The sequence below is a fragment of the Streptomyces sp. NPDC041968 genome (genome assembly GCF_055589025.1).
In genome coordinates, this window is the sequence record NZ_JBVJCB010000002.1 from 374,613 (window position 1) to 388,752 (window position 14,140).

The window sequence follows — 14,140 nt, forward strand, 5'->3', positions numbered from 1 at the left end:
CGGTGAGTCTTTCCAACCTCACGGTGACGTGCGTTGAAGGACAAGGACAGCCTTCACGATCGCGGTGATGTGGTTGGTGCTGCACCGGAGTTTCCGCAGAAGCCGTCAGTCCTTGAGGGCGGCCATGCCTGCTCACCGACGCAGCGGATCTTGGCATGGGTGCTGTTGTGCCGACGCCGCCATCGCCAGCTGCCTCCAGGTCGGCGCTGAGTCCCGCGACGGCTACGACCGTGATCCTTCCGCCACTGGAACAGCGGCGCCGACCCGGCCGACGGCTGCTCCACCCGCAACGAGGTCCTGATCGACGAGGCGGTCGAGCCACCCGTGGTCGGGCCCCGGTGCCGGCTGTCGGGCGGGCTCTGGTGGTCCTACTACGACCAGGTGTGGGTCTCCTCGGCCTCCGGCCTGGACATCGACCACATGGTGCCCCTGGCCGAGAGCTGGGACAGCGGCGCCTTCGCGTGGACGGCCGAGCGGCGCGAGGTCTACGCCAACGACCAGGGCGCACAGGCGTCGTTGGTGGCGGTCACGGCCCGCTCGAACCGGTCCAAGGCCGACCAGGACCCGGCGCAGTGGACGCCGCCGGCAGCCGACGTGCACTGCCGGTACATCGCCGAATGGGTGGGCACGAAGCTGCGCTGGAGCCTGACGGTGGACGAGACGGAGGTGGCGGCGCTGCGGGAGGCGGCGAGCAGCTGCCCGGACCAGAGCGTGACCTAGAGCCCGCCGCGTAGCGTCCCGCCCCCGCCGCGGTTGGTGGGGTGGGAACGGGACCGGCCCGAGGGCGCGGCCGTGCTGCGTGCTGCGCTGCGCAACGCAGTCTGCGCACGCGTGGGACCTGGCCAGGTGTGGGCCGCGGACCTCTCCGGTGGCATGGACTCCACGTCGCTGTGTTTCCTGGCCGCCGAAGCCGGAGCCGAGCTGATCTCGCCCTGACGCTGGACCGGAGCGGCCCGGAATGCGGGGACTTCGCCTACGCACGCAGGGCGGCAGCCGCACTGCCTGCGTCCACCATCCACCTGACCTTCTCCTCAGACCAACTGCCCCCGCACTTGACCGGCTTCGATGATGGCGGGGAGCCGGAGGACGAACCCTCGCTCAAGAAACGGGATGCGGCCCAGCAGGAACACCTCGCCCGGGGCCATCGCGCCCATGGTGCACGGCGAAGGCTGGTCGGCCAAGGGGGGGGGACCACGTTGTCCAGCCACCCCTGCACCACCTGCACGACCTGGTGCGCCATCAACCGCGCCTGGCGGGGAGACACGCGACCGGGTACGCGGCGAAGCACCGCTGGTCCCGTACCCAGACGGCGCGGGCACTGGCCGACCGCCGCCCCTACGGGGCCTGGCTCGCCGCCCAGGCCGGGCCGCTGTTCCGGGACACCGGCACCCTGCCCGCCTCCCTACTGAACTGGGGCCTGCCGGTAAGGATGCCGCCGTGGGCCGCGCCGCAGACCCGGGAGCTGCTCGCGGACCTGTTGCGTGGAGCCGCCCACACCCCGCCCCTGCCCGTCACGCGCGGCCAGCACGGGTGGATCTAGCAAGCCCGGCAGGCCGGCAGGGTCGCTCTCGTCTACGACCAGTACGGCATGGGCCTGGAGATGCCGTTCTGCGACGACGCGGTGCTGGAAGCATCCCTGCGCCTGCGTGCCCATGAGGCAGCCACACCATGGACGTACAAACCGCTGCTGGCCACTGCCATGCGTGGCCTCGTCCCCCAACCACTGCTGGACCACACCACCAAGAGCGGTGCCACCGCCGAGTGGTACTCGGGCTTGACCTCCCAGCAGCGGCAACTCGCCTCCTGGTACGAGGACTCCCGTCTCGTCTCCGCCGGCCTGGCGGACCCCCACGCGCTGCGCAGTGCCTGGCTCAGTCCCGGGATCCTGTCCGCACCCGACGGCCCCCTCGTGGAATCCACGCTGGCGGTCGAGACGTGGCTGCGTGAAGTCGCACAGCGCCCCGTTCCCCACTACCTCAAAAAGCACCCACGTGAGCCATCACCTGCGCGCTGACGTGACCTACTGCGACACCGAGGACGGGCTGGTCCTCCTCGATGGACGCCGGGGCCGCTACTGGCAGCTGAACACGACCGGCGCCACCGTCCTCCGCGCCCTGCTGGACGGTGCGACCCCACAGAACATCGCCCGACAACTCTCCCAGACATCGCCACCCTGATCGACCAGCTCACCCGGGCCCACCTGCTCCAGCAGGGAGCGACGAGGTGAGCCAGGTGCTCGACACCCCAGGAGCACGCCCGCCCCGGCCGGCGTATTCCCGCGCACCTCGCCGTGGCCCTCGCACGGCTCCTCGCCCGCCTCCCACCCCGCCGCGTCGTCGCAGTACTCCGCCTCCTGCGTCGCCGCGCCGCCCCCGCCAGTCGCCAACAAGCTCTCGCCGCACTGTGTGCGGGCACGTACTGTCTACAACGTTCCCTGGCCACCACCCTGCTCTGCCGTATACGCGGAGTCTGGCCCACCTGGCGCAGCGGCGTACGCATCCCACCTTTTGCAGCCCACGCGTGGGTCGGAGCCGAAGGAGAACGCATGAGGGCCGGTGGCAGCCCTGTCCGCCAGTGCGGGTAGTGCTGACGATTGCCGTCTGGCCCGGGACCGAGTCACCCCTCTACGCTGGCCCGGTGATTCGACGTCGCCGTACGCGCCTTGGCCGCCTTCAAGCGGTGTCCGTGATGGTCGTTGTGTGCCTGGCGGTAGTGGGCATTGGGGTAGCGGTCTGGTCGGATTCCAAAGGGAACGGCGAGACGGGCCCCAGCGCCATGCCGATGATCAGGAAACTGCCGGTCGTGGTCGATGCGGAAGAGCCGGAGCTCATTGACATCGGCTCCGAACGCTCGGGGATGGGTCTGCCGCCAGCGTCCGGTGACGCCTCGCTCACCGAGAGGGTGCTGGGCGAGATACAGGAGAAGACCCTCGTCATGACGCGTATCCGCTCCAAGGTCAGTGCTGGATGTGAGGGTGGTCAAGTCACCCCCAAGGCTGGGCACAAAACGCTGTGCACTGTCACCTACCGGGGCGCGAAACTGACGTGGGACGTGTGGGTCTCAGACATCTCTGACTCCGGGCCTTCGCAGTTCATCTGGTACGACGTCTATCCTCCGGACACTGGCTTGCTGCTGGCCAAGGCGGTCTACGGCCGGTTTTGGGAACAGCACCATAAGACCGCGAAGGAAATGCGTTGCGACCGGATCCCCGCCTTCAAGAAGGCCAAGCTCGGTGACGACACCGGATATGAGTGCCAGTACCTGGACGCGAACGGTGATGCGCCCCGCTGGGTGAGAGAAAGGGTCCTGCTCGACACCGGCGGCCCCGTTTTCCAAGAGATCAAGTAACGAGCCGCTCCCCGTTCCGGCCGCGCAGCGGACGTCGACCGGGGCCGGTGGGTGCGTCCGCAGGGCGCCGGCCCCGGCGGTCCGCCCGGCGCGCAGCGTAGGACCGCAGCGCGAGGGAGCGCAGCGAACCCTTGCGCCGCGTCCGGGAGAGCCCGTAGGGCGCACCGGACGGTCCCCGGCCCGCCGTGTGGCACCCTGGGCCACCACCACGCCAGGAATGCGCTGTGCGATGGGTGTTGGAGGGGCGGCGAGCTGGTGGAGCGGTACCGGCCGGGACGGAGGACTGGTCCCAGTCGGTACGCCGCGGCTGGCTCAGGCCGGGAGAAGGACATGCCAGCCGCTGCTTGCACGCTAGATCATCTTCAGCCCTCGTGGCCGGTGAGCAGTGGTGAGTCGCGTCAGGGGCCGCCTGCCTGTTCAAAAGCGTGATCGACGTTGCAGGCAAGTAGAAGAGTGTTTTATCCCGGTAGAAGCATTTGGTAGTGCTTTGGAGGGCGAGTGGGGCTGTCACTGCTGAGGTAAGAGCGGTCAATGCGACCTGTGCGGCAGGAGTCTCCATAGCTCTGCCCGTTTGAGTCGAGTCGCTCCTGTCTGATCCCAAAGCGCCCTCGGTTGACGCTGTTTGCGCCCTGTGGAGGCGGCCTGCCCGACGGTACTACCGAAACATGACGCGACAGCGCCCGTATCCCAGCGACCTGTCCGATGCCCGATGGGACGGGACCGGGGCGGGCGCGGCGGCCAGGCCGGCGAAGGCACCGGGAGGACCACGGCGGCGCGCGGCCCGGCGCCAGGACCGTGGCACGGGCGGGGTTCGCGCGGTGGCGCCGGCACGGGACGGTGAGGCTCCCGGGACGGCCTGGTGGGCCGGGCCGCAGGCGGACGGTTGCCCGGGACAGCAGGTTCGGCACTGACCCGCTCTAGGGCTCAGCCCTCGGGAATAACCTCGTCCGCCTGCATGCCCTTCTGGCCCTGCACCGCGACGAAGGTCACCTTCTGGCCTTCCTTGAGGCTCTTGAAGCCGTTCCCTTGGATCGCCCGGAAGTGCACAAAGAGGTCCGGGCCGCTTTCGGGGGTGATGAAGCCGAACCCCTTCTCATCGTTGAACCACTTCACGGTGCCGGACTGCCGCTCCGTCATATCCACTCCCTTAAGTCACGTGATCAGGTCGGACGTGCAGGACGCCCGATGAGCTGATCATTCCTGATGGCAGGACGATGGTTGCGGTGTTCGAGGCGTCTGGCTGGTAAAAGTCGGGCTGCTGAGCGTGCCGACGTCTCCATACGTTCCTTGGATCACCGCTCGGTGAGACGCCCTCGATCAAGGTTGCGTACGACGATCGGACTCATCGACCACGCCATCTACGACCACACCACCGAGCGCTGGCTGCATCAGGTCGCCGCATCGGCAGCCCAGTGCGCGGGATGGCTCCACTTCGACCAGGACGAGTACGTCACCGCGCAACGGCACTGGACCGCAGCGCTCCACGCCGCCCACACGCCGCACAACCGTGGCCTCGGCGCCGGCATCCTGACGGACTTCGCCCACTTCGCCACCTGGCTCGACCACCCCGCCACGGCCGTCTCCGTGCTGAAACAAGCCCACTCCCGCCCCACGTCCCCGGCCGCGCCGCCCATCCCGCCCGTCCTTTCCTCGTTCACTCCAGCCAAGGGACATGGGCCAAGCGGCCGCAATGGGGATGTCAGCGGGCCCACCACGCGGAAAACGCGTGGTGACCTGTAAGGACGCGGGGGCGCTCCTGCTGGGTGCGCACCAGTAGGCGCAACCCTTGGCGCAACCTCGTACTCCCGGTCGACCGGGACCGGTCACGCGGCTCGGACAGCTCCGTGGATGCGGGCGAGGTGGCGCAGCTCGGAGCGTGCCGCCGGTACCGAGGGGGCGGTCTCCCAGTAGGGGTGCCACCACAGCTGTACGGACAGGTGCAGCAGGTGGCGGCGCAGGGCGGTGGCGTCGCGGGGGTGGGGTGCGGCGAGCACGTTGTAGGTGGCGTTCCAGGCGGCTTGCGTGTGCACCGGGTCGTCGGGGAGGTCGGTCACGTCCATATCGGCATCAGATTGCTTGTTCGGATTCGGTGCTCACTTCAGACACGCCCTGACCGGAGCCGTGGTCGGAGGTCACGACCGGCATGGTCGGCGTCATGGCCGGGCCTGTCTGCCCCCACGGCGGTGGGACCCGTGCAGTAGCGGAGAGCGTGGTGGGGGGCGGATCACTCACGGGTGGCACGCAAAGTATGGCGTCGCACGGGTGGGGCAATATCTGTGCCCGCGGGGCGAGATTTCACCGGAGTCTGCGGATAGATTATCTGCCGCAATAATCAGGGTGGTGTTCTTCACCGCACAGTGGCTGCTGCGACGTGCTACCGTCGCTGTCAGTTGCAGTTGTGGTTCCCGAAACTTCAAGCGCTCCGGCCGGTTCTGTGCCCCTGGAAGCGCTTTTGTATCTCCGGTTATTTCCGGGCGGGGTGATCATCGCGGCGACACGAGGTCCGCACGGTGCGGATCCCGTATGCACTGCCCCAAAGGAGATATGACATGGCTGCTGGTACCGTGAAGTGGTTCAACGCGGAAAAGGGCTTCGGCTTCATCGAGCAGGACGGTGGCGGCGCTGACGTGTTCGCCCACTACTCGAACATCGCCGCCCAGGGCTTCCGCGAGCTGCTGGAGGGCCAGAAGGTCAGCTTCGACATCGCGCAGGGCCAGAAGGGCCCGACGGCCGAGAACATCGTTCCCGCCTGACGCTGACTGTCACATACTTGTAGCTGGGGCCCGCATCCTTCGGGGTGCGGGCCCCAGCTACATGCGTTTCCCGCAGTGATTTTTCCGGAGACGACCCCGGACATCGGTGGCTCACCGCCTACGGATCGCCCTTCCTGGGGCGCAGACGCATCCTTTCATAGCTACCGCGCAGTGAACGCTCTGAAATCGAGCCCACAGCGCACCCAATCATTCCAGCGCCTGCGCCCCCACAGATTTCCTGTTGGCCAGTTTCGCTTTCAAGACGCACCGGTCCATTCTTGCAATTCTCATGTGATGCTCATCGCTGCGGGAATTCCTCGATATGTGCCGCATCGAGGAAGGTTCCGCATGAACCGCACACGCACGAACGACCGCTCCGCCCGCGCCCGTAGTGGCAGTGCCGACTCCGGAAAGGGCGGCAGCCGCTTCGGTTCGCCGGCGCCGCGCCGGTCGGCCGGCCCGAGCCGTTCCGGCGGTTACGGCCGCCGGCCCGCCGCAGTCCAGGGGGAGTTCGCGCTGCCCCGGACGATCACTCCCGCGCTTCCCGCCGTGGAGGGCTTCGCCGATCTGGACATGCCTGGGGAACTGCTGGCCGCGCTCGGCAAACAGGGTGTGACCGTGCCGTTCCCGATCCAGGCCGCGACCCTGCCGAACTCCCTAGCCGGCCGCGACGTCCTCGGCCGTGGCCGCACCGGCTCCGGCAAGACCCTCGCCTTCGGCCTGGCCCTGCTGGCCCGCACGACCGGACGGCGGGCCGAGCCCCGGCAGCCGCTGGGGCTGATCCTCGTACCGACGCGTGAGCTGGCGCAGCAGGTCACCGACGCACTTGCCCCGTACGCCCGCTCCGTGAGGCTGCGGCTGGCCACGGTGGTGGGCGGGGTGTCGATCGGCAGGCAGGCGAGCGCACTGCGCGGTGGCGCCGAGGTCGTCGTCGCCACGCCGGGACGGCTCAAGGACCTCATCGACCGCGGCGACTGCCGGCTGGACAAGGTGTGCATCACTGTCCTCGACGAGGCCGACCAGATGGCCGACATGGGCTTCATGCCGCAGGTCACCGCTCTTCTCGACCAGGTCCGCCCCGAAGGCCAGCGCATGCTGTTCTCCGCGACCCTGGACCGCAACGTCGACCTGCTCGTGCGCCGTTACCTCAGCGACCCCGTCGTGCACTCCGTCGACCCCTCGGCCGGTGCTGTCACGACCATGGAGCACCACGTGCTGCACGTCCACGGTGCCGATAAGCACGCAGCCACCACCGAGATCGCCGCTCGCGACGGCCGCGTGATCATGTTCCTGGACACCAAGCACGCTGTCGACAGGCTGACGCAGGACCTGCTCAACAGCGGGGTACGGGCCGCGGCCCTGCACGGCGGCAAGTCCCAGCCGCAGCGCACCCGCACCCTGGCGCAGTTCAAGGCCGGACACGTCACCGTACTGGTGGCGACCAACGTCGCGGCGCGCGGCATCCACGTCGACAACCTCGACCTCGTCGTCAACGTCGACCCTCCGACCGACCACAAGGACTACCTCCACCGCGGCGGCCGCACGGCCCGCGCCGGTGAGTCCGGCAGCGTCGTCACGCTCGTCACACCGAGCCAGCGTCGCGGCATGGTCCGCCTCATGTCGGACGCCGGGATCCGGCCGCAGACCACCCAGGTCAGCTCGGGCGACGAGGCCCTCAGCCGGATCACCGGAGCCCAGGCACCGACCGGCATCCCGGTCGTCATCACCGCCCCGGTGGCCGAACGCCCCAGGAAGCGTGGTGTCACCTCTCGCGGCCGACGCCGCCCCGCCTCGGCGCCCCGGCGTGCGCCCGCACTCCAGTCCACGGCCGGTGCGGCCGCCTAGAACCGCCGTTGGTCCGGAACCGCGCCCGTCTGTGCAGGAGGCACCCTTTGACGCTGGGACAGTTGCAAGATCGCTCCGTAAGCGCTCGCCCATTGCACGACACGGTGATCGACGTCATGGACGCGGCCGGGCCGCAGGTCTGGTACGACATGACCGTCGAGGTGGCGCTGTCCGTGATGGCCGCCGCCCGTGCGGGGCATCTGGTCGTCTGTGACGAAGACGGCCGGTGCGTCGGCCTGGTCACCCATGCCCGACTCACCGCCGTCCGGGACAGCTCCGGATTCACCGACCGGATCCGCCTGGGTGACATCACCGACGGCAGCGAGCCCTTCGTCTCACCGTTGGTCACGAGGGAAGAAGCCGAGGAAGCGGTGCCTTTCGGGCGGCTCGGGCTGGTGCCCGTGGTCGACGACCACGGTAGCGCCCTGGGCATCCTCGATCTCTCCCGCTGAACCGCTGGACGGCGGTCAGCCCCTCCTCTCCTGCCTGTGAGGCATCATGCGCTGTGTCATTGCCCGCTTCCCGTTCGACCTGACCAAGAGCGGGGTGCTGGAATCGATGAAGGGCGTCAAACCCGAACCGGTCACCGGCGAGTCCGTGATCATCGGACGGCGTCACTACCCCGTCAAGCAGGTCGGCCAGGTCATCACCCGTCAGGACCGCCGCGATTTCAGCGCCGGCGAGGTCCTGAGGGCCATGGCCCTGCTCGGCTTCACCTGCCGCACCCTGCCCAAGGCCGCCGCCGCGCGCATCGAAAGCCCGTTGCAGCGGGCTTCCGCGATGCTCGGCGCCCCCCTGTCCATCTGACCGCCGCGACAGGCGCGCGCTGACACCAGAACAACAGTGGGGGCCCGACCGGCGCGCCGGTCGGGCCCCCACTGCATGCCGCACTCTCCGGCCGGTGCGCGAGTGGGGGCGCCGGGCCCGTGACGCAGGGGCGGTTCCTGTTACCGGGGTCAGTAAACAGCGAGGGAGATGGCTATGTGGTGCACGGTGAAGGCTGCCACGGTCAGAGCGTGGAACACCTCGTGAAAGCCGAACCAGCGGGGCGAGGGGTCGGGGCGCTGGACGGCGTACACCACCGCTCCCGCGCTGTAGAGGAGACCACCGGTCACTATCAGGGTGACTACGGCCGCTCCGCCGGTGTGCAGGAAGTCGGGCAGGTAACGCACCGGTGCCCATCCCAGGGCCACGTAGCAGGGGGTGTACAGCCAGCGGGGAGCACTGACCCACAAGACACGAAAGGCGATGCCGGCCAGCGCGCCCGTCCACACGATCCACAGCAGCAAAGCCTGCCGGTCAGGGGACCGGAGCACGGCCAAAGGTGTGCAGGTTGCCGCGATGATCAGGAAGATGTCGGCGTGGTCAAGACGCCGCAGAACGGCCTCGCCCAGTGACCCCCAAGTGCCCAGATGGTAGATGACGCTCGTTCCGAAGGCCAGGCAGAGCAGGACGATGCCGGCACTCAGCGAGGCAGGGACCATCGCGGCGTGGAGCCAGCCCCGCAGCTTCGGCTTGACCGGCTCGACCAGGTCCGCCGCCCGCCCGGCCAGGTCGGCAACAGGACGAGAGTTCGCCCCGCGCCGCCTCCGGCCGCCTGCCACCGCTGGGTCACTGAAAGCCGTGCAGGTCGGCTGACCCACGAGGTCTCCCCGGCCGCCTTCGGCAGCCAGTCCCTCACCACCTGCACTCCACCCGGCAACGCGCGCCGGGCAAGATGTGGACGGCGTCGTGGTTCTCGTGGAGCCACCAGGCTGCGGGACACCGCGCGGCGTGCGTCTCTCGTTCCTGTGTCCTCGACCTCGTCGCAGAGACCGCTACCGCGCCCCCAGGCGATCGACGCGTACAGACGGCGCCACGCACCGGGCGCAGACTCCGTACGGCTGGTTCCGGTCCATGGCCGACGGCTCATTTCCCGCAGGTCAAACTTCCGGCATCTCGGCCCACACACGGGCGGCCATTGCCTCGGCCTCGTCCTGCGGTGTCCCCGCCCGCACCAAGATGATCCCGCGAGACTGGTCCGGGAACGTGACCTCCCGCATTGCCGTACCCAACGGGCCCGTCGAATCCTCCGACATGACGCCTCCCTTCGGCGGCTGCCGCCCACGTTAAAGGAATGCTGACCAGAAGACGAGGACCCTCGCCCAGACGGAGGACAGCTCTGGGTCGCAGACAGCACGGGATCACCTGCCATCTGACGGACACCCAGCAGCACGGTTCCGGCAAGGACGTCGCGCTCTACACCACGGCCTCGGTCGACGCGATCGTCCCCGCCCACCCCGAGGTCGGCTGGGAGCAGCTGCGCACCGTGGAGAAAGGCCGGCGCTCCCCGCCCGCGTCACAGCGCCCGGAACCGGCACCCGCGTAATCCTGCTGCAGGCGCAGCCCTCCGCACCCGGGTTCGTGGCCACTCCGGGTGCGAGGAGTGGTCACAAGCAGCGGCTGCTCGCCCCCGGGCCCAGGGCGCGGGGTGCGTCGGAGCGGGGGTCCGTCAGAGCATGGCCGCTGTGCCACTGCGGCTGTTCGGTGGTCAGGGCGACGCCGTCCAACTGGTCGGCAATAGCACGGTCGGGCAAGTCCATGAGGGCGAGGCGCGCGGTGATGCGTTTGCCGACTGGTTCCCGCTGCGCCTCGAAGCCCTGAGCGACGGCCAGGACGATCTCCGGGCCGTGCTGCCCGACCCGGCCCGTGTCCGCGAGGCACTGGTCTCCTCATCCCGCACCGCAAACGACGAGGCCAGAGCCACCTCAGCCCCTCACAGGAGGCAGAGAACGCCGTCCATCGCCGGGCACGAGCGTGCGTGGAGCACGCCCTGTCGCGGCTGAAGAATCGGAAGATCCTGCGGGACTGCCGACTCAAAGGCGATGGAGTTCACCAGGCCATGCTCGGCATCGCCCGGCTGCACAACCTGGCCCTCACCGGATAACTCACACCCCATACGGGACAACCTCTACCTGCCGAAGGTACCGAGGAACCACTTTGCGCTTTCCGAGGGAGTGATCTTCAAGAGGCTCAACGACGCCTACCACCCGTCGGCGAGGGGCTGGCAGAAATACAAGGTCCGCGAGACGAGCGAGGCGACCGTCGGCGCGATCACCGGCTCTCCGGCCGTTCCCGCACGCTGCTGCTCGGCAGGTACGACGACAAAGGCCGCCTTCAGTATCCTCCCCCGCCGACATCCCGACCTTCTGACGGCGACGTTGCGCAACAAAGGCCTCCCGCTGCTTGGCCGGGTCGCCACCAGACGCCCAGGGTCACTGCCCGGGAGTGGTCCGTCCCGTCCCTGACGCGTGTGAGGCGTCGGTGAGGTCGGCGCCGGTGGCGGCGTCCCGCTGGAAGTGGGTGGTGCCGTGCCAGTCCAGGCACATGACGGTCGCGTCGTCCTGCAGGTGGCCCTCGTTGGCGTCGACAATCGCCGCGATGAGGGTGCGGGCGGCCTCGCGGGGATGCAGCGGGCGGGTGCGCACGATCAGGTCGGACAGGTTGAGGCTGCCTGCGTTGTGTTCCAGCATGCCGTCGGTCAGCATCACCAGCCGGTCGCCCGGCCGCAGGTCCAGTGACTGGACCCGGTAGGTATGAGGGGCGTCGAAGCCGAACGGCATGTCGACCATCGGAGTGATCTCCCGCACCGTCCCGTCCCGCATCCGCAGCGGCCAGGGGTGCCCGGCGTTGACGAACTCGGTCGCGCCGTCGATCAGGCTGATACGCAGGAGCTGTCCGGTGACGTAGCCCTTGTGGCCGTGCTCGCGCATGGCCTGGTCGGCCTGGCGGGCCTGTTCGGCGAGATCGGCACCGGCCCGCCGGGCCCGGCGCAGGGCGCCCACCGCAAGGGTGGCCAGCAGCGCGGCCTCGACATCGTGGCCCATGGCATCGGTGACGGACAGCTGGACGGTGTCCCGGTCGATCGCGTAGTCGAAGGTGTCACCCCCGACGTGGTCGGCCGGCTCCAGCGCCCCGGCCACCGCGAACTGTGCCGCCTCGCACGCCAGCGACGCCGGGAGCAGCCGGTGCTGGATCTCCGCGGCCAGACTCAGGGGCTTGGTCCGGCGTCCCCACTGGTACACGTCGGTGTAGGACCGGTTCGCGATGACGATGTACGCCAGGGCGTGCGCGGTCTCGCCGATCTCCCGCATCACCTCCGCGTCCGGCGCCACGGGCAGGAACAGTTCGAGGAGTCCGATGGCGTCCCCGCGGTTGGTCACCGGGGCCACGATCCGCACCAGCGCGCCCTCACCCTTGTCCTCCGCACCCGGCCGCTGGGTACGGATCACATCGTCGTACAGGGTGCCCCGCAGCGTGATGCGCCGGGCGGGTTCATCGGTGTCAACGCTGCCCGCCGCCCCCAGCCGTACGACCGAACTGCCGGTGAAGTCGGTGATCAGGAACGACACCGACACCGCCCCGAGGCGCTCCTGGAGCATGCGCGCGACCACATCGAGCGACTCCACCGGCGCCGCGGCCTCCGCCGCCTCCAACGTCCCCGCCAACGTCATCACCCTGCCCCGGCCACTTTCGCCCCGGTGAAGACGAGCGGTCCGCCCGCCGTCCGGCCTTCCTACGGTCACAGCGGCTCCTCCATTGCTCGATGACGCTCAGGGCTTCGCCCGGAAACGCGGAAGACCAGTACCGATCCCGGTACCCGGACAGGTCACATTGCACCACCGGGCCCGACTTCTGCCCACTTTCCCCGTCAGGTGGCTGCGAGGAGGATGGCGGTGTAGTGCGCGGTGAAGGCGGCGATGGTCAGGGCGTGGAATACCTCGTGGAAGCCGAACCAGGCCGGTGAGGGGTCGGGGCGCTTGAGTCCGTAGACGACGGCGCCCGCGGTGTAGAGCAGACCGCCGGCGATGACGAGCACGACGACGCCGGCACCGCCGGTGCGCGCGAAGTCGGGCAGGTTGAAGACGGCCACCCAGCCCAGCGCGATGTAGCACGGGGTGTACAGCCAGCGGGGAGCCCCGATCCACAGGACGCGGAAGGCGATCCCGGCCAGCGCACCCGCCCACACCACCGTCAGCAGCACCCTCTGCGGGCCTTCGGGCAGCAGCAGTACCGCCAGCGGTGTGTAGGTGCCGGCAATGATGAGGAAGATGTTCGCGTGGTCCAGCCGCCGCAGGACCGCCTCCCCGCGCGGGCCCCACGTTCCACGGTGGTAGACCGCGCTGGTACCGAACAGCAGGCAGGCCGACACCGCGTACACCGCGCAGGCCGCCACCGCCGCGCCCGTACGCGAAACGGCGATCAAAACGACGCCGCCGACCAGCGCCAGAGGGAAGACGCCGGCGTGCAGCCAGCCGCGCATCCTCGGCTTCAGCGCAGCCGCCGCCCGCTCCACCCCGCCCTCTGGGGCAACAGCCGGCCGGCCTGTTGCGACGGGAGACGCGTCCCTCGCGGGGATACGCAGGGTGCCGGGCGGGTCGCCCGGGCCGGGCTGGGGCTCCCGTCCGTGGGACGGCGGCTCAGTGCCTTCGGCGATCATGCGCTCATATTCTTGGAAGGGCGGAAGTGTGCGGTCGGGCGCGGCATCGCTGACCGCGTATCAGGAGGCGGCTGTGTGCAGGGGTGCGTTGCGGCGGTGTTCGGCGTTGATGCGCTGGGCTTCCTCGAGCTGGTCCTCGAGGGCGATGATGCGGCACGCGGCCTCGATCGGGGTTCCCTGGTCGACGAGTTCCCGGGCGCGGGCGGCGATGCGCAGCTGGTAGCGGGAGTAGCGGCGGTGTCCGCCTGCGGAGCGCAGCGGGGTGATGAGCCGGTGTTCGCCGATGGCGCGCAGGAAGCCCGGCGTGGTGCCCAGCATCTCGGCGGCCCGGCCCATGGTGTAGGCGGGGTAGTCGTCGTCGTCGAGACGGCCGTACGAGTCGTCTGCTGTCATCTGACCTCTCTGTGGCACGCGTGGAGGGCCCTGGCGCCGTGCGGCGCCAGGGCCCGAAGGAACTGCTACACCATCTGCCGGCCCTACTTCTGCGCCGGCCTTCTGTCTGCGCACGCCCGACCGGAATGCTGTCGGGAATGCTGGGATCGCGGTTGCTCGACCGGAGACCACCTCACTATCGATGTCCTGCGGTACCCGGACTCAACAAGCCGCCCGGGCGATCCTGATGGCGCTCAATTCCTCCGTTCATTCCCTCAATGCTGGTACTGCTCTACTGCGTACTGCTGGTGATGCGACCTGCTCCGTGGCCTGTCACAGCGCC

The 14,140-nt window shown here is 69.2% G+C and carries 18 protein-coding genes and 3 pseudogenes; 14 read left to right on the forward strand and 7 right to left on the reverse strand.

Features of this window, described 5'->3' with window-relative positions; translation table 11 throughout:
- Positions 1-181 precede the first annotated feature (181 nt).
- The 7 genes and pseudogenes from ACZ6EG_RS06730 to ACZ6EG_RS06760 all read left to right on the forward strand — a co-directional run bounded on the left by ACZ6EG_RS06730 (position 182) and on the right by ACZ6EG_RS06760 (position 3,348).
- Positions 182-720: pseudogene (locus tag ACZ6EG_RS06730) on the forward strand (HNH endonuclease family protein).
- A 72-nt stretch (positions 721-792) separates the two neighbouring features.
- Entirely contained in the window at positions 793-936 is a 144-nt protein-coding gene (locus ACZ6EG_RS06735; RefSeq protein ID WP_469602237.1) for an asparagine synthase-related protein, read from the forward strand.
- 295 nt (positions 937-1,231) lie between these two features.
- On the forward strand, positions 1,232-1,540 hold the full coding sequence (locus tag ACZ6EG_RS06740) for a hypothetical protein (RefSeq protein ID WP_469602240.1): 309 nt from the start codon (positions 1,232-1,234) through the stop codon (positions 1,538-1,540).
- A gap of 48 nt (positions 1,541-1,588) precedes the next feature.
- Complete coding sequence (locus ACZ6EG_RS06745) at positions 1,589-2,014, forward strand: asparagine synthase-related protein (RefSeq protein ID WP_469602243.1); 426 nt, start codon at positions 1,589-1,591, stop codon at positions 2,012-2,014.
- Complete coding sequence (locus ACZ6EG_RS06750) at positions 1,992-2,177, forward strand: lasso peptide biosynthesis PqqD family chaperone (protein ID WP_469602246.1); 186 nt, start codon at positions 1,992-1,994, stop codon at positions 2,175-2,177. The genes ACZ6EG_RS06745 and ACZ6EG_RS06750 overlap by 23 nt, the downstream gene beginning before the upstream one ends.
- Before the next feature lie 113 nt (positions 2,178-2,290).
- Positions 2,291-2,584, forward strand: a complete 294-nt coding sequence (locus tag ACZ6EG_RS06755) for a lasso peptide biosynthesis B2 protein (RefSeq protein WP_469602249.1) — start codon at positions 2,291-2,293, stop codon at positions 2,582-2,584.
- A 53-nt stretch (positions 2,585-2,637) separates the two neighbouring features.
- Positions 2,638-3,348, forward strand: a complete 711-nt coding sequence (locus ACZ6EG_RS06760; protein ID WP_469602252.1) for a hypothetical protein — start codon at positions 2,638-2,640, stop codon at positions 3,346-3,348.
- Positions 3,349-4,272: 924 nt separating this feature from the next.
- Here the strand turns inward: ACZ6EG_RS06760 and ACZ6EG_RS06765 are convergent.
- A complete protein-coding gene (locus ACZ6EG_RS06765; RefSeq protein WP_469602255.1) occupies positions 4,273-4,485 on the reverse strand; it encodes a cold-shock protein in 213 nt (70 codons plus the stop codon).
- A gap of 186 nt (positions 4,486-4,671) precedes the next feature.
- Between ACZ6EG_RS06765 and ACZ6EG_RS06770 the strand changes: the two genes are divergently transcribed.
- Positions 4,672-5,088: a hypothetical protein gene (locus ACZ6EG_RS06770; RefSeq protein ID WP_469602258.1), complete on the forward strand. Its 417-nt coding sequence runs from the start codon at positions 4,672-4,674 to the stop codon at positions 5,086-5,088.
- A gap of 83 nt (positions 5,089-5,171) precedes the next feature.
- Here ACZ6EG_RS06770 and ACZ6EG_RS06775 read toward each other — a convergent pair whose 3' ends face one another.
- The gene (locus tag ACZ6EG_RS06775; RefSeq protein WP_469602261.1) at positions 5,172-5,408 is read right to left on the reverse strand and encodes a hypothetical protein; all 237 of its coding nucleotides are present in this window, start codon (positions 5,406-5,408) and stop codon (positions 5,172-5,174) included.
- Between the two features lie 489 nt (positions 5,409-5,897).
- Here ACZ6EG_RS06775 and ACZ6EG_RS06780 point away from each other — a divergent pair, with 489 nt between their 5' ends.
- The 4 genes from ACZ6EG_RS06780 (at position 5,898) to ACZ6EG_RS06795 (ending at position 8,753) form a co-directional block, all read left to right on the forward strand.
- Positions 5,898-6,101: a cold-shock protein gene (locus tag ACZ6EG_RS06780; protein ID WP_023586105.1), complete on the forward strand. Its 204-nt coding sequence runs from the start codon at positions 5,898-5,900 to the stop codon at positions 6,099-6,101.
- 348 nt (positions 6,102-6,449) lie between these two features.
- Positions 6,450-7,946 carry a DEAD/DEAH box helicase gene (locus ACZ6EG_RS06785; protein ID WP_469602265.1) on the forward strand — a complete coding sequence of 499 codons (1,497 nt, stop codon included), beginning with the start codon at positions 6,450-6,452 and terminating at the stop codon, positions 7,944-7,946.
- Between the two features lie 47 nt (positions 7,947-7,993).
- Complete coding sequence (locus tag ACZ6EG_RS06790) at positions 7,994-8,398, forward strand: CBS domain-containing protein (RefSeq protein ID WP_469602268.1); 405 nt, start codon at positions 7,994-7,996, stop codon at positions 8,396-8,398.
- A 46-nt stretch (positions 8,399-8,444) separates the two neighbouring features.
- Positions 8,445-8,753, forward strand: a complete 309-nt coding sequence (locus ACZ6EG_RS06795) for an SCO5918 family protein (protein WP_391972007.1) — start codon at positions 8,445-8,447, stop codon at positions 8,751-8,753.
- Positions 8,754-8,902: 149 nt separating this feature from the next.
- Here the strand turns inward: ACZ6EG_RS06795 and trhA (ACZ6EG_RS06800) are convergent, their stop codons facing one another.
- Complete coding sequence (trhA, locus tag ACZ6EG_RS06800; RefSeq protein WP_469602652.1) at positions 8,903-9,550, reverse strand: PAQR family membrane homeostasis protein TrhA; 648 nt, start codon at positions 9,548-9,550, stop codon at positions 8,903-8,905.
- A 512-nt stretch (positions 9,551-10,062) separates the two neighbouring features.
- Between trhA (ACZ6EG_RS06800) and ACZ6EG_RS06805 the strand changes: the two genes are divergently transcribed.
- Entirely contained in the window at positions 10,063-10,314 is a 252-nt protein-coding gene (locus tag ACZ6EG_RS06805) for a hypothetical protein (protein WP_469602272.1), read from the forward strand.
- A 193-nt stretch (positions 10,315-10,507) separates the two neighbouring features.
- On the opposite strand, the pseudogene ACZ6EG_RS06810 reads toward ACZ6EG_RS06805, so the two are convergent.
- A pseudogene (locus ACZ6EG_RS06810) lies at positions 10,508-10,642 on the reverse strand (ATP-binding protein); the annotation flags it as partial.
- A gap of 2 nt (positions 10,643-10,644) precedes the next feature.
- Between ACZ6EG_RS06810 and ACZ6EG_RS06815 the strand changes: the two are divergent.
- A pseudogene (locus ACZ6EG_RS06815) lies at positions 10,645-10,872 on the forward strand (transposase family protein); the annotation flags it as partial.
- 328 nt (positions 10,873-11,200) lie between these two features.
- Here the strand turns inward: ACZ6EG_RS06815 and ACZ6EG_RS06820 are convergent.
- From ACZ6EG_RS06820 to ACZ6EG_RS06830, 3 genes are all read right to left on the reverse strand, one after another.
- The gene (locus ACZ6EG_RS06820) at positions 11,201-12,439 is read right to left on the reverse strand and encodes a PP2C family protein-serine/threonine phosphatase (RefSeq protein WP_469602655.1); all 1,239 of its coding nucleotides are present in this window, start codon (positions 12,437-12,439) and stop codon (positions 11,201-11,203) included.
- A 197-nt stretch (positions 12,440-12,636) separates the two neighbouring features.
- Entirely contained in the window at positions 12,637-13,425 is a 789-nt protein-coding gene (gene trhA / locus ACZ6EG_RS06825; protein ID WP_469602275.1) for a PAQR family membrane homeostasis protein TrhA, read from the reverse strand.
- Between the two features lie 60 nt (positions 13,426-13,485).
- Complete coding sequence (locus tag ACZ6EG_RS06830) at positions 13,486-13,818, reverse strand: helix-turn-helix domain-containing protein (RefSeq protein ID WP_391972011.1); 333 nt, start codon at positions 13,816-13,818, stop codon at positions 13,486-13,488.
- Positions 13,819-14,140: the final 322 nt, after the last annotated feature.

Coding starts and splice junctions, on each gene's coding strand:
- ACZ6EG_RS06745 (WP_469602243.1), top strand. CDS start 1,589: ATGGGCCTGGAGATGCCGTTCTGCGACGACGCGGTGCTGGAAGCATCC.
- ACZ6EG_RS06765 (WP_469602255.1), bottom strand. CDS start 4,485: ATGACGGAGCGGCAGTCCGGCACCGTGAAGTGGTTCAACGATGAGAAG.
- ACZ6EG_RS06775 (WP_469602261.1), bottom strand. CDS start 5,408: ATGGACGTGACCGACCTCCCCGACGACCCGGTGCACACGCAAGCCGCC.
- ACZ6EG_RS06780 (WP_023586105.1), top strand. CDS start 5,898: ATGGCTGCTGGTACCGTGAAGTGGTTCAACGCGGAAAAGGGCTTCGGC.
- ACZ6EG_RS06785 (WP_469602265.1), top strand. CDS start 6,450: ATGAACCGCACACGCACGAACGACCGCTCCGCCCGCGCCCGTAGTGGC.
- ACZ6EG_RS06795 (WP_391972007.1), top strand. CDS start 8,445: ATGCGCTGTGTCATTGCCCGCTTCCCGTTCGACCTGACCAAGAGCGGG.
- ACZ6EG_RS06805 (WP_469602272.1), top strand. CDS start 10,063: ATGCTGACCAGAAGACGAGGACCCTCGCCCAGACGGAGGACAGCTCTG.
- ACZ6EG_RS06820 (WP_469602655.1), bottom strand. CDS start 12,439: ATGACGTTGGCGGGGACGTTGGAGGCGGCGGAGGCCGCGGCGCCGGTG.
- trhA (WP_469602275.1), bottom strand. CDS start 13,425: ATGATCGCCGAAGGCACTGAGCCGCCGTCCCACGGACGGGAGCCCCAG.
- ACZ6EG_RS06830 (WP_391972011.1), bottom strand. CDS start 13,818: ATGACAGCAGACGACTCGTACGGCCGTCTCGACGACGACGACTACCCC.